Raw genomic sequence first — 14,086 nt, forward strand, 5'->3', positions numbered from 1 at the left:
TTATTTAATTAAAAGGCGTTCCGAAGCTACTTAATAAGGAAAGAGGATAGCGTTCACCTTGTTGATAACAGAGTAGGCTTTCTCTTACTAACGGTGAACGTAATTGCTGACTATGAATAATTTCATCGGCGCTAACCCAGTGACAGCAATCAATATCGCTATCTTGAGGCTGAGTTTCAAATTGTTCTTGTGCTTCAATAAGAAAAAGAAAACGTAGAAAGGGTGTTTTATCCGGGGCAATCCATTGATGTAATTTAAGAAAATGTTGAACAGGAAGTGTTAATCCCGTTTCTTCCCATAATTCACGCTGAACAGCCTGAATAAGTGTTTCATTGGCTTCAAGATGTCCAGCCGGTTGATTCCAGGTTGCTTTTCCATTGACCGTTTCTTCAACAACAAGAAACTTATCGTTTGCATGAACGATACACGCAACAGTCACATTAGGTTTAAACAAAATCAATCTCCTTCCATTCACCGGGTAACAAATTATCCAATGTAATATTGCCCATACTAAAGCGGATTAAACGTAATGTTGGATAACCGATATGAGCCGTCATTCGTCTCACTTGACGGTTTTTACCTTCAAATAAGGTTATTTTTAACCAAGTTGTCGGGATAGTTTGACGTTCTCTAATTGGAGGGTTTCTCTCCCATATCCATTCAGGTTGTTCAACTATTTCGACTTGTGCAGGTAATGTTTTGCCATCTTTAAGCTCTAATCCATTGCTAAATTGTTGTAATGCGATAGCACTTGGAATGCCCTCAACCTGAGCATAGTAGATTTTTCCTGTTTTTTTACCTGGTTGTGTTAATTGTGCTTGTAGCTTCCCATCATTTGTTAAGACTAAAAGTCCTTCACTGTCTCTATCTAAACGTCCTGCTGCATAAATATCACGAATAGGAATAAAATCTTTTAGTGTTTTTCTGCCATTTTCGTCTGTAAATTGTACAAGGACATCGAATGGCTTGTTAAAGATAACAACTTTACGCTCACCTCTTGGGCGTACTGGTTTTCTTTGTGCTGATGGAGTGTGATGTTTTCTCGATTTAGCGCTATTTTTAAGTTGATTTGCCATAGTTAATTTTTGTAAAAAATGGGAGATTGATTATACCTTAAAAGAGAAGCGATTGGCGTTAGCTGAATAATCAAGTAGTATTGACAGGTCTCTTACAAAAAATTAACAAAGCGTGCGCTTACATGAAAGGAGAGGTAGATGGAAAGCAAAGTAGTTGTTCCGGCTAATGGCGCTAAAATTACACTAGATGCTAAAGGTAAGCTTGTTGTTCCAAATAATCCGGTTATCCCTTATATCGAAGGGGACGGTATCGGTATTGATGTTACGCCAGCAATGTTAAAAGTTGTTGATGCAGCTGTTGAGAAAGCTTACGGCAAAGAACGTAAGATTGAGTGGATGGAAGTCTACACCGGTGAAAAATCAACACAGGTTTATGGTAAAGATGTTTGGCTACCTGAAGAAACCTTAGATCTTATCCGTGAATACCGTGTTTCTATTAAAGGTCCTCTTACTACCCCAGTTGGCGGTGGTATCCGTTCATTAAACGTTGCATTACGTCAACAACTAGACCTCTATATTTGCCTACGTCCAGTACGTTATTACAAAGGCACTCCAAGCCCAGTTAAACAACCTGAACTCACAGATATGGTTATCTTCCGTGAAAACTCAGAAGATATCTATGCAGGTATTGAGTGGAAAGCGGGCTCAGCAGAAGCAGATAAAGTAATTAAGTTCTTACAAACTGAAATGGGTGTGACCAAAATCCGCTTCCCACAAGATTGCGGTATTGGTATCAAACCTTGTTCAGAAGAAGGAACTAAACGTTTAGTTCGCGCTGCAATTGAATACGCTATTGATAACGACCGTGATTCAGTCACTCTGGTACACAAAGGTAATATTATGAAATTTACCGAAGGTGCCTTTAAAGACTGGGGTTATGAGTTAGCTCGCGAAGAGTTCGGTGGTGAATTATTAGATGGCGGTCCTTGGGTTAAAATTAAGAATCCAAAATCAGGTAAAGAGATCATCGTTAAAGACGTTATCGCTGATGCTTTCTTACAACAAATCCTGTTACGTCCAGCAGAGTATGATGTCATCGCATGTATGAACCTAAATGGTGACTATATTTCTGATGCATTAGCAGCTCAAGTGGGTGGTATTGGTATCGCACCAGGCGCAAATATTGGTGATGAGTGTGCTTTATTTGAAGCAACACACGGTACAGCACCGAAATATGCAGGCCAAGATAAAGTTAACCCAGGCTCTATTATTCTTTCCGCAGAAATGATGCTACGCCACATGGGTTGGACAGAAGCTGCTGACTTAATCATTAAAGGTATGGAAGGCGCGATTGCCGCTAAGACTGTCACTTATGATTTCGAACGTCAGTTAGAAGGTGCTAAACTGCTGAAATGTAGCGAGTTTGGTGACGCGATTATCAAACATATGTAATTGTTGATTTGATAAATAGTTAACGGGAGCTTATTAGTTCCCGTTTATTTTTTGTACTATAAAATTCTTCCCCAAAATATCCCCAAAACTCTTCCCCAAAACTGTTCAATTAAACAGCAATAATTTGCCATTCTTTGCCTCTATCGTCGTGGTATTTATCAGTCATATTTTGTGTTTTATGCCCCAATAATTTTTGTGTATTAATTCCTTGCTCACGATAAAGCCGCTCGGATAAAGAACGTTGTTCATGGAAAGTAGGTGCCGTACCTTTTTCCCAAGTTAACCCACATTTATCTCGCGCTTTTTTAAACGTTGTGGTTAATGTATTTGGTGTGACTTGTTCGCCACGTTTCGCTTGCGCGGTGGTATGTCGATAATGCACGAGATATTTACTCACAACCGCGTCACGACATTGAGCAACAACATCCCTTAAGGAGAGGTTGATAGCCTCACATTTTAGCGAGAGAGGGATGGCTAACTTACTCCCCGTTTTCTCTTGCTGTATATGTAACATATCATCCCAAATATCAGAGAATTTCATTTTACAGATATCACCGATCCGCTGACCTGTGGTTAAGGCCAGCAACATGCCGCATCGCAAGTAAGGAGGATGGTTCTTAGCTTGCTGGTAAATAGTGCGCCATTCGTCCAATGTCATGCGTTCTCTTTTCACTCTGTTCCGTGGTTGTTTAGTTGCTTTCGCAGGGTTGTAACCAGGAGGAACATAGCCAGCATGTTGAGCTTCTTTAAATACATCAATAAGCACCATGCGAACGACCTGAGCCATTCTTGAATGTCCTAATACTTTGACGGAATCTATTATTTCAGCAATATCTAAAGCGGTTATCTCTTTTAATATTTTCGTACCACAATACTGACGGAATAAATTAATAGGTTTCATTTTTTGTCGATAAGAATTAATTTTTAATTCACCGATATCTAATCTTTCTTTTTGAATATCTAAATATTTATCCATCCATAGTTACTTATTTCAGTTGGTTATTATGTACTATGTGAAGAATTATCCTTTGCGTTCAATGGCTTCAAAGCTCGGTATTTCTCATAATGAAGTGGCTAAGTGATTGCAGACAGCGGAAGGATTTATTGAAGGGTGCTTATCGGTTGATAACGTAAAATTAGATATGGATAAAATAATTATAAAACACAATATTTATAGTCTTTAGTAATTACAAAACGCAATATATTGTGTTAATGATGGTTTTGATATTACGCCTCTTACCTATTGAAAACCTCGTGAGTATAACGGGGGTGTGTTTTTTATAGGTCTACTTAAGCTGACTTATCGCTAAAAAATAAAGTTTGCTATCTGAATTTTTCTATGGCTTAATAGCGTCACTGGTTTGGAAGTACAGACCTATTTATGTTAGTAAGTTTAAAGTTGTTCCCGTTTAGCGTTATCCTCGATACCTCTTCATTGTGAATTCCTTCTAATTAATTCCCATAAGTAAAAATACAAAACAAACCGCATATGCCTTATGGCAAATTAAATAAATTAAAGGAAATTCTATGTCTAATACAATGACTGGCACAGTAAAATGGTTCGATGAAGGTAAAGGTTTTGGTTTTATTACTCCAGCTGATGGCAGCAAAGATGTCTTCGTACATTTCTCTGCAATCCAAAGTGATAACTTCAAAACATTAGCGGAAGGCCAACAAGTTTCATTCACCATGGAAAATGGTATGAAAGGCCCAGCTGCAGGCAATGTGGTGGCTCTCTAAAGGCGCTATTACTATTCGCCTCTATTTTAAATGCCCTTGTTGTAGCAGTTCACAATATAGAACATCACAATTTGATGTCACAGTGAATAATCCACATGGCGCAAAATGTATCTTTTGCAAAAGTGTGATGACAGCTCAAATGAGTTAAGCATTAAATAGTTGAATATACAAAACCTCGCTTCGGCGGGGTTTTTTGCTATCTATAATCCCATGCGGGTTAAAGATAAAAAATTTAGGTTTTAGGCCTTGAAAAAATTTTGCTCGTTCATATTTATATTTTGGGCAAATAAGATACCGCCCATAATTCACTAAATACTGAAGGAGGAGTTATATGCCTAACATTAAACCTTTTTCATTATTCCCAACATTATCTGACAACTTACTTTCAAATCGTTTTGATCAGATAGATCGCCTGTTTAGTCAGTTAACAGGCAGTAAGCCCATTGCATCACCTGTACAGACTTATAACCTGAAACAGATTGATGATAACCATTATGAACTGACAGTAAGTGTGCCTGGATATCAAGAAAATGACCTATCGGTTTCATTAAAAGGAAGTCGTTTATTGATTGAAGGGAAAAAAGAAGAAAAATCAGAAGAAGACAATGATAAATGGATCCACCGAGGCATATCTCAAGGGCAATTTACGTTGCAATTTGACCTCGGTAAAAATGTTAAAATAGAAAAAGCCGATTTATCAAGTGGGCTTCTGACTATTGCTATTGAGTATGAGTTACCGGAAGAAGAGAAACGGCAAACAATAGCGATAGAAAATAAAGATAAAAAATAATTGAGTTAGATAACGTGAATAAGATTAAGGCTACACATAATGTGTAGCCTTAATTGTTTTTGTAAGAGCATTCATTCAAATTTGGGTTTGCAAAGATTGTGAGTCGAACACAATTAGATCTGAGCGAAGACGGACACGTCAAGTATTAACACAAGCAGTAATACTCTTCGACTCTTGTCATACCGCTTGTCATAATAGTTTCACGAAACCCAACAATTTAGGGTTCGAAATATTTTAATGTTATTAGATTTCATTATTTAAAGGACAAGTTATGCTAATCATCTTCAGTGGTTTGCCGGGAAGCGGAAAAAGTACTATCGCTCAGGCTTTGGCAAAGCGGTTAAACGCTTTTTACTTGCGAATCGACACGATTGAGCAAGCCATACACAAAGCCGATGAAGATGATCGCGAAATGGGGCCAGCTGGTTATTTTGTCGCTTACTCACTCGCCAGAGAGAATCTACAATTAGGGGCGACAGTAATTGCTGACTCAGTGAATCCATTGGCGTTAACCCGTGATGCCTATCGAGAAATAGCTTTATCCACAAGAACTGGTTATTTAGAAATTGAGATCATATGTTCCGATATAATTGAGCATCGTAAACGAGTTGAAACCAGAGTGTCTGAAGTTGAGGGATTAACCTTGCCTGACTGGAAACATGTCACAAACTTGACTTATGAACCATGGAACAGAGAACACCTTATTTTAGACTCATACAGTTTATCCAGTGATGAATGTGTCTCACGGATCATCGAAGTTCTTTCCCAATATCCGACACTTGAGAAACTCTCCAACGGAAAAAGTTAGTAACTCTACTTCAGGCACAAAGCTGCTTTAGGAAAGATCCAGTGGCAGCAATGAGCGAAGAGCTGACGTCATGGTTTTTATTGATTACAAACAAGATTCTTTAGTAACCTAAATTATAATTATCAGTATTGATCACATTGGAAATGGAAGAATGAAAAGCAATTTATTTATCTCTTATGCATGGACGTCTGAAAGCCATCGGGCATGGGTTCGTTTGTTAGCAAGCCATCTCCATCTGGCTGGTTATGCTATCAAAATTGATGAAGCTGTTGAATATGGCTCCAGCTTGAATGGATTTATGAGAGAGGTTACTGAGGCCACACATGTGCTTTTAATTGTTGATGATAACTATGTACATAGAGCAAATAACATGCCAAATTCAGGGGTAGGAATTGAGACTAAATGGATAAGTGAGGCTTTTTTGCACAAGCCTAATGCTTGGTTATCAGTTATTTTTGTTCAAAATCCCGAACGAAAGTTGCCAGCTTGGTTAGTTGAGCATAATCCAAAAGGCTTTGACTTCAATTGCTGCCCAGATAAAGAGGATTTTCCTGGAGCAGCTCAGATTGAGGATGTTTGGCGTTGGATTGAAGGCTTACCGGCCGACAAAAGTCATGCTATCCATCAACCAATGCTTCGTGAACGTGCTGCTCGGCTTGAGTGCATAAGTAATATGCGTGACCCTGCATACTATACTAGTCCAGCTCTCAATGGTCGCGTGACCTTTTGTTACAATGATAATCCTTTCTACCGAGTAGGTTATGGTGAGTATCACTTTGATATAATGATCGACGAAGCAAATAGTGAGACAATTAGGATCTATAAAGATTATGGACTCGAGGCTGTTTGGTTTCTTCCTGAATCGTGTTCCGAACCATTAGATTACAAGCCGTTAATCAGGTCTATTCGAACTGTCCAACTCGAAGTTAGGCAAAAAGCAGTTCTCATGAACTCCGCGGGCATTCTTTGTGTAATCACCATTGAGCAAATACAACCTGCAGTAAAGGATAAAGAATTTGTTCGTGAACACGTCACATTCTCGTATGATATTCTTCATGAACATTGAGATTGAACGGGTTAAAGTCAAGAATAGTGTGATTTTCAGGGTGCCTATGACTGCTCTTGGCGCTGAACAGAATATCTAAACTATAAGTATGAAAGAACCGCCCAAAACAAAATAAAAAAATGCCGATACGCTAGGAGTCATATCGGCATATAAAATAAACGCAAGAAGCAATGTAAGTCATGTCGTACTAATTCGTATCAAACCTGTCAACTTGATATATATGTAATGATAATTATTCTCATTAGTATATTCAACCTTAAATTAAATAAGGTTACTTTGTAGCCTTTTCATCTACGCCGACCACAGAATCAACACCCACTTATACCGTTCACACAAGAGCTGTGAGTCGGCACCTTATTAACTAAATAAATCGGTAAATGTTATGTCAAAAGAGATAAGCGAATTACAGTTTAGTTTTCACTATGCTTCAGAAACAGACAGTGAGAAGAATGCCTCTATCATTTAACGGCGAATATCCATACGGCTGATGGCGAAACTCAACAACTCACACAACTAATTTGCACGACATCTCCCGCAGGTAAAAAACAGTATCGAATCGGTACACAAAAGATTAATGATGCAGGCGCTCCATTGCTGGTGGCGATTGAATCTTATTGGCGAAAAAACACACAAGAGAGTTGTGTTTATTTGTTAGAGAAAGCGAAGCAATTTATTCAGGGACACTTACAACAAACGAATACATGGATATCCATGTACGGCCTTGTGATTGTTTCTAATGCGTTACTGGAAGTCGATACATTAATCAAAGTACCACTCGATGATTACACCAAAGCTGCTTTATATTCCTTTGCTTTTAATGTGGGTACAACCGCATTTGCTCGCTCAACATTACTTAAGAAATTAAATGCGGGTGATAGAGCGGGTGCCTGTGAAGAAATAAAACGTTGGGTTTATGCAGGAGGAAAGGTCTGGCGAGGGCTTGTCAGTCGTCGAGAGGCGGAGTCAGCACTATGTCATGGAAACCTTTAATCATCATTATCAGCTTTATCCTTGCATGACTCATTACAGTCACTGGTGGCATTTATCTCTTGATTGATACCTCATGTACTAAAGACCAAGTGAGTTTAGAAAAACGCAGTCAGATTGCACTCTCACATCATCGGTACTAATCATGAAATACGGAAAACTCTATGCTGTCATTGCGATGGTAGGCATCATTGTGGGTAGTTATTGGGTGATTAACAGGCAAGCTAACAGGATTAATTCACTGATAGATACCAACAAAAAACTAACGGTGGCTCTCGAAGAACAGAAGTCTATTAACACTGATTATCAAGCACGCATAATGCGATTAAATCAGTTGGATATTCAATATACGCAGGAGTTAGCGAATGCTAAGAATGAAATTAGTCGCTTGCGTGATATTAGTGAGCGTCATCCTGAACGGGTGTATATCAAAACCGAGTGCCCAAAAAGCAAAACCACTCCCGCCACCAGCTTGGCTTATGCATCCACTACCAGACCTACTGACATCGATATCTGAAATTATGGGTTACTCAGAGAGCGAATTGCAGAGTCAGAGCAGATGATTAAAGGGTTACAGGAGTATATAAGGCAGAAGTGTTTGAAATAAAAAAAGACTTAGTTATGTATTCGTAACTAAGTTAGCAACAATGACACCTGTCAGTTATTTTTTCTAGGAGTATTACTTATGGTAGTTGTGTGCCTCGAAGGATATTCTGTGAAAAATTAATTGTTGAGGTCATAGACATGAGCACTCTTTCTAGAATAAGTAACTTATTGTTGGTGATTATAGGTTTGTCGATGATATCTGTTTCTTCTTATGCAGATCCAGATAATGGACATGGAAGAGGTCACAATAAAGGATATCAAGGCGAGAAACCAAACAAATGGCATAATAAATCACAAAATAATCAATTTGATAATGAAACCTCTTTCTCAATTTCTTTATCTTATAATGAGGCTAGAGCAATTGCGTTGAATGGTGGATTTACGGGATATTCATCACTCCCTCCAGGTATTGCTAAAAATTTAGTAAGAGGAAAGCCATTGCCTCCCGGTATTGCGAAGAAAATGGTTCCTGAAAAAATGCTTAGCCAATTACCTTACTATCCTGGTTACGAATGGCGCATTGTTGGAAATGATTTGGTATTGATCGCATTAAGTACAGCGATAGTCACTTCAATTATTAATAATGTTTTTGATTAAAACACAGTGGGTTAAATATATTCGGTATCATTGCGGGGTTTTAATCTATAAAAATCACGCTGTGAGTTTGGGCTTCCACAGGGCTTTCACTAGTCTGTGTGAAAACAATAGATCACCAATGTTCATTAAGACAATTTGTTAATAATGAACGTTACTCTTTAGATTTTAATAATAAAAAGAGCCTCAATAGGAGCAGAAAGTAAAACACATAGAATGTATTAGATATCAACTCTGGACTGATAGAAATTCATGTATAATTACTAAAATAAAGCCCTGCAACATAAGTTAAAAAACAGAGAAAACAAAATGATTAATTAGATAGTAATGATTACTCTATGATTTCTGATACATTTGAAAGTGGCACCCAACCATCCTCATTATTTTCATTTTTAGCCCAAATCCAATTATTTAACTCTCTTGATGAGAAAAGTAATTCACCAGGAGTAACACAAAGCTCATGGGTAGTGTAGCCTTCATTGGCTACTCCATGATTATTATCAATAAAATCAATAAGCTGTTTTCATTGAGTGATGTTGATGACATTTATTTAGATAGCCATCCGTTAACCGCTGGTGTTTTTTATTGGGGAAAATTTATTCTAATATTAAAGATATATAATAACGACGAGACATCTGATGAAAACACCCAATAAGTTAGATTGATTTTCTTTAGTTACAAATAGATCATTTATTCATTAGGCTGGTCATTATTGCAATTCTCTTTACTCTAAAGAATAAAATTAGTGATATTTTATTATTAAAACAATCATAGATAGTAATGACTAAACTCATAGTGAAGTAAATAAAAACTAAAATTAAGAATGAATAGAATAGATGAGGTGTGGATACTGATGTGAGTATACAAATAAAAATTATAGTAAGTGAAATAAACAACCCTTCAAATAAAATATGCTCAAAGATAAATGTGTCAAAAAACCATTTATTGAAATTTTCTTCTTTATTGGTTTGGTTGTTATAAGTTTGATTTATTTTTCTTATATCCTTGTCAGGTAAGTTATTCATTATTTTATCTATATCGAATATTTCCATTATATTTTATCTCTAAATTTTATTTTTCTAATGATAACATAATTGAATATTAAGTTATCATTATAAGATTTAATTATATTTATAAAATGATACTTTTTAATAAAAAAGATCTTAAGTGCAATTAAAACGGAAAGCTATTGTATTAAATAGCACTAGTTATCCAAGCTGCTAATAATCAATGTTATTTTTTAAGGAAAAAGTATGAAGAAGATTATTGACTATTCGGACAGTTCTTAGATATATAAATAATAGATACTGTATATTTAGACAGTGCTTTTGGGCCGTTAAAAGTATAAAAACGAGGGGTTAAGATAACTCTTCATCATAAACACTAAAGGAGTAGTGAATATGTTAACTATTAAAAATAATGGAAAAGATACACAAGAGTATGTTGAATTAACGTCAGATCAAATTAAGGAGATGGTGCGTACCCCGCTTGGGGAATATTACCAAGGCGCTTTAATTATTTCTATTATTCGTCGTTCATTTCCTGAGTATGTTGGTCCTATAGGTCATTGGCAAAAAGATCCTATTTTGGGAAAAGATAGTTATTTCGTAGTTTTTTGTTTAGAAAATAAATTATTTTTGTTTCCTTTTATTCCTGTTATTAATTCTGCACGAGATGATTGGTCAACGGATGATGCTTTAGCATATCCTATGGATGTCGCACCGGGTGAAGATGATATGATTAAAATGGTTCAAGGTTTTGATTTTCCATATGCTAATGAGTTTTAAATTATAATTTTTAGCCTTAATAAATAAAGCCTCGCAATCGCGGGGTTTTTTAATGGGTCGCATTGTCGCAGTCTCTTATGTGAGTGATGGTCTGTACTACACTCACAGTGAGCGCATAGTGATAATCAAAAACAATGGCTCTACTCAGTCTTAGTACGGAGAAATGAAATTCATGAGCATAAAAATAATGCTGCTATTGCGATGAAATGTAGCATTTGCTGTGTTTGAGGCTAATCAAAAAGGTAATGTCACTGAGAGTGTATTCGCCAATCGATAGCCCCACATTCGTGGGGCTTAATCGTTAACCGCCACGAGACATTTTCTCAATTTTTTTATCCGTATTGTATTGAGAAAGGGCGTAAACCGACCAGATAGCTGCAGGGATCCATCCGATTAAGGTGATTTGCAGGATAAGGCAAAAAATGCCCGCAAATGGGCGGCCAATCGTGAAAAATTGTAACCAAGGTAGTAATAACGCCAGAATAAGTCTCATAAAACCCCCTCTATTATTCGAAATTTTAGTTTATCAATAATTAAATCAATAGCAAATAATAAGGAATGTTACATTTATTCAAAAAAAACCTCATAAAGTTATGAGGTTTTTTTATATTTATATTTTATAAAATGAAAAATAAAATAATTAAAAACTCATTCTAAATCCTGCTGTTACATATATTGGATTTTCTAGTTTGTTACCATTTTGATAGCTCACTTCAGTATAGAGAAGTGAATCATGACCTAGATTAGTTGTTAAACCAACGCCGTACTTACCCGTATTTCCTGAATAATTACTATCAAATAATACGTTATTAATCTCTATTTCGTTACTTTTAATAAATTCACGAGATATTGCTGCTTTTATGTAAGGCTTAACATTGTGGTTTGCAATGAGTAAATCACTTTCTAATATAGTGCCTAATTCACCTTTTAAGCTATTTGCATTATGGATGTTTGCTTTCATTCCATTATCTAACAAATAATGTGACTTACCAATATGAGAATAAAGGATCTGGCTGTATGGTGTAAGTGTCAAGGCGTTTGAAAACGTAATAGGATAGCCTATTTCTGTTGACGTTGTAACCGCATTTTGATTGTAGTTTCCTTTAACTCTTCTACCTTCATTCATATTAGTATTGATTTCATTATGAAAATGATTCACTTTAAATAAAGAGTCTACATAAAAACCAGAATGATTAAACCAAGTTAAATAAATACCACCGCTATAGCTATTAATATCACCATTATTAATATTGTCAGATTTAATCTTACTCTTAGTGTAAGAAGTTATTAAACCAAATAGCAATTGATCATTATTTATGGCTATTTTCTTATCTATACCGATTTGCATTCCATTTAAATTTGAATGGAATTGACTATAACCTTTATCGTTCAAATGAGAATTATCATTTAAATAGCGAACCCACACTCCGAGATCATTATTATTTTCATGTAAGAAACCCATTCTTTGGCGTAACGTACTCATCTCAGTGCTCAATATGTGTTGCGGAGCTGAAGCCATATTAATAACGGCTTGAGCACTATTGCTTAATATAGGTTGAGCAATATGGGGCTGTTTAGGAGTATCAGGCTGTTTAGGAGTATCAGGCTGTTTAGGAGTATCAGGCTGTTTAGGAGTATCAGGCTGTTTAGGAGTATCAGGCTGTTTAGGAGTATCAGGCTGTTTAGGAGTATCAGGCTGTTTAGGAGTATCAGGCTGTTTAGAAGTATCAGGCTGTTTAGAAATATCAGGCTGTTTAGAAATATCAGGCTGTTTAGAAATATCAGGCTGTTTAGGAGTATCAGGCTGTTTAGGAGTATCAGGCTGTTTAGGAGTATCAGGCTGTTTAGGAGTATCAGGCTGTTTAGAGGTATCAGGCTGTTTAGAGGTATCAGGCTGTTTAGGAGTATCAGGCTGTTTAGAAGTATCAGGCTGTTTAGAAGTATCAGGCTGTTTAGGAGTATCAGGCTGTTTAGAAGTATCAGGCTGTTTAGAGGTATCAGGTTGTTTAGAAGTATCCTGCTCGTTAGCTTTTCCGCCTACAAGATACCACTCTGTATGACCATCATGAGTTTTACTATTTAGTTTATATTTCCAAACACCAACTTCAACATTACCGTTTTTATTTAATAAATTAAAATCAGCATCACCACTATTTACATAAACTAGTTGCGTATTTTTAGGATCAAAAATTTCTTCTCCGCTATCATTTATTTTTAATCCAAAATGCCCAGTTGCATGCTCTTCAATATAAATATTATCGCTTAAACCATTGGCTAAGTTACTACTTAAAATAAAAGTCCCTTCACCGGTGAGCGTTTTTAATTCAAGTCGATTAAATTGCATACCAGAAATATAATGTTCCATTTCAAATTGGCTACCAGATTGCATCTCTAAATTGTTAATCTGAGTAATTAATTCTGGACCTGGCTTTTCGGGTCTAGGGGCATCACCATCATCACCATAATCTTCATTCCATGAGGGCAAAACATATGTTTTACCTGCTAGTGTTAAGTTTTCTATAACGATTTTAGCTGAAGGGGCAGGATCATTTTTAGAGACATCAGTAGATTCAGTATCAGTGTTATCAATATATAACTCAGCATTTTTATCTATAAATAATTTGCCTATAGATGATGAACCTGCGTTCATATCAATACTACTTGTGCCTGTTACGATAGTATCTTTAATAGTGGGAATACCTATTTCTTTTGTATCATGAGCATACATGCTAATAGTCGCATCATCTTTAACGATAGTACCTATCGCTAGACTATTACCATTCATTCTTAATATTGCTTCATTTTCAAGAGTAATATTTTTTATTTCGTGGCTTTTATCTATATAAAGATTTGTTGTATCACGATAAGTTGAATTAGAGATAATTTCATTATTAGAGAGACTAACGCCTTGTATACTATTTTCTTTTGCATAAACTGAACTGGCTAAGAAAGATAATATACTTATAGTAATAATATTCTTACTAAAATGTTTATTCAATAGCATAAAAAATGACCTTTTTGTTTTTTTATTGTGTGAAAAATAGTTAATTTATGCTTAATGATTATATTGTTTGTTTTTTTTATCAATTTAAATAACCTTAAAAAATTTTATTTAGAATATAATCTTTCTTAAGGTGAATTCTATTAAATAAAAACATAATTATTTATTATATAGAATAATATATATTAGGGAGGTGATTTGACTTATGGTGTTTTTTTAAACAAAACACCATAAGCTAA

Annotated in this window: 15 protein-coding genes and 1 pseudogene; 11 read left to right on the forward strand and 5 right to left on the reverse strand. The window is 35.8% G+C overall.

From position 1 onward, the window contains the following. Positions 1 to 4: 4 nt before the first annotated feature. Positions 5 to 454, reverse strand: a complete 450-nt coding sequence (locus DK865_RS07830; RefSeq protein ID WP_109391614.1) for an NUDIX hydrolase — start codon at positions 452 to 454, stop codon at positions 5 to 7. After that, positions 447 to 1,076: a 23S rRNA pseudouridine(2457) synthase RluE gene (rluE, locus tag DK865_RS07835; RefSeq protein ID WP_109391615.1), complete on the reverse strand. Its 630-nt coding sequence runs from the start codon at positions 1,074 to 1,076 to the stop codon at positions 447 to 449. Before rluE ends, DK865_RS07830 begins: the two co-directional genes overlap by 8 nt. Positions 1,077 to 1,214: 138 nt before the next feature. Here rluE and icd point away from each other — a divergent pair, with 138 nt between their 5' ends. Continuing rightward, complete coding sequence (icd, locus tag DK865_RS07840) at positions 1,215 to 2,468, forward strand: NADP-dependent isocitrate dehydrogenase (RefSeq protein ID WP_023582546.1); 1,254 nt, start codon at positions 1,215 to 1,217, stop codon at positions 2,466 to 2,468. 109 nt (positions 2,469 to 2,577) lie between these two features. Here the strand turns inward: icd and DK865_RS07845 are convergent. After that, positions 2,578 to 3,447: pseudogene (locus DK865_RS07845) on the reverse strand (tyrosine-type recombinase/integrase); the annotation flags it as partial. A gap of 548 nt (positions 3,448 to 3,995) precedes the next feature. On the opposite strand from DK865_RS07845, the gene cspE reads away from it, so the two are divergent. The 10 genes from cspE (at position 3,996) to DK865_RS07910 (ending at position 10,846) form a co-directional block, all read left to right on the forward strand. Continuing rightward, entirely contained in the window at positions 3,996 to 4,208 is a 213-nt protein-coding gene (cspE, locus tag DK865_RS07855; protein ID WP_006537195.1) for a transcription antiterminator/RNA stability regulator CspE, read from the forward strand. Further along, positions 4,192 to 4,356: a cold shock small protein YmcF gene (ymcF, locus tag DK865_RS18810; RefSeq protein ID WP_088495869.1), complete on the forward strand. Its 165-nt coding sequence runs from the start codon at positions 4,192 to 4,194 to the stop codon at positions 4,354 to 4,356. The genes cspE and ymcF overlap by 17 nt, the downstream gene beginning before the upstream one ends. Positions 4,357 to 4,539: 183 nt before the next feature. Beyond that, the gene (locus tag DK865_RS07865; RefSeq protein ID WP_023582443.1) at positions 4,540 to 4,998 is read left to right on the forward strand and encodes an Hsp20 family protein; all 459 of its coding nucleotides are present in this window, start codon (positions 4,540 to 4,542) and stop codon (positions 4,996 to 4,998) included. 271 nt (positions 4,999 to 5,269) lie between these two features. After that, a complete protein-coding gene (locus DK865_RS07870; RefSeq protein WP_109391616.1) occupies positions 5,270 to 5,806 on the forward strand; it encodes an AAA family ATPase in 537 nt (178 codons plus the stop codon). 151 nt (positions 5,807 to 5,957) lie between these two features. Continuing rightward, complete coding sequence (locus DK865_RS07875; protein ID WP_109391617.1) at positions 5,958 to 6,872, forward strand: toll/interleukin-1 receptor domain-containing protein; 915 nt, start codon at positions 5,958 to 5,960, stop codon at positions 6,870 to 6,872. Positions 6,873 to 7,469: 597 nt separating this feature from the next. Next, positions 7,470 to 7,862, forward strand: a complete 393-nt coding sequence (locus tag DK865_RS07880; protein WP_228407737.1) for a lysozyme — start codon at positions 7,470 to 7,472, stop codon at positions 7,860 to 7,862. Between the two features lie 142 nt (positions 7,863 to 8,004). Further along, positions 8,005 to 8,376: a lysis system i-spanin subunit Rz gene (locus DK865_RS07885; protein ID WP_267128429.1), complete on the forward strand. Its 372-nt coding sequence runs from the start codon at positions 8,005 to 8,007 to the stop codon at positions 8,374 to 8,376. After that, positions 8,339 to 8,422: a hypothetical protein gene (locus DK865_RS18945; RefSeq protein ID WP_267128430.1), complete on the forward strand. Its 84-nt coding sequence runs from the start codon at positions 8,339 to 8,341 to the stop codon at positions 8,420 to 8,422. Before DK865_RS07885 ends, DK865_RS18945 begins: the two co-directional genes overlap by 38 nt. Before the next feature lie 181 nt (positions 8,423 to 8,603). Then, positions 8,604 to 9,062 (forward strand): anti-virulence regulator CigR family protein, encoded by a 459-nt coding sequence (locus DK865_RS07890; RefSeq protein WP_052026893.1) that lies wholly within the window; start codon positions 8,604 to 8,606, stop codon positions 9,060 to 9,062. Between the two features lie 1,397 nt (positions 9,063 to 10,459). After that, positions 10,460 to 10,846 (forward strand): hypothetical protein, encoded by a 387-nt coding sequence (locus DK865_RS07910; RefSeq protein ID WP_023582436.1) that lies wholly within the window; start codon positions 10,460 to 10,462, stop codon positions 10,844 to 10,846. A 301-nt stretch (positions 10,847 to 11,147) separates the two neighbouring features. Here the strand turns inward: DK865_RS07910 and DK865_RS07915 are convergent, their stop codons facing one another. Beyond that, entirely contained in the window at positions 11,148 to 11,339 is a 192-nt protein-coding gene (locus DK865_RS07915; protein ID WP_004242485.1) for a YqaE/Pmp3 family membrane protein, read from the reverse strand. Positions 11,340 to 11,486: 147 nt separating this feature from the next. Continuing rightward, positions 11,487 to 13,850 carry an autotransporter outer membrane beta-barrel domain-containing protein gene (locus tag DK865_RS07920; protein WP_109391620.1) on the reverse strand — a complete coding sequence of 788 codons (2,364 nt, stop codon included), beginning with the start codon at positions 13,848 to 13,850 and terminating at the stop codon, positions 11,487 to 11,489. Positions 13,851 to 14,086: the final 236 nt, after the last annotated feature.

This window comes from Proteus cibi, assembly GCF_003144405.1.
Taxonomy (GTDB): Bacteria; Pseudomonadota; Gammaproteobacteria; order Enterobacterales; family Enterobacteriaceae; genus Proteus; species Proteus cibi.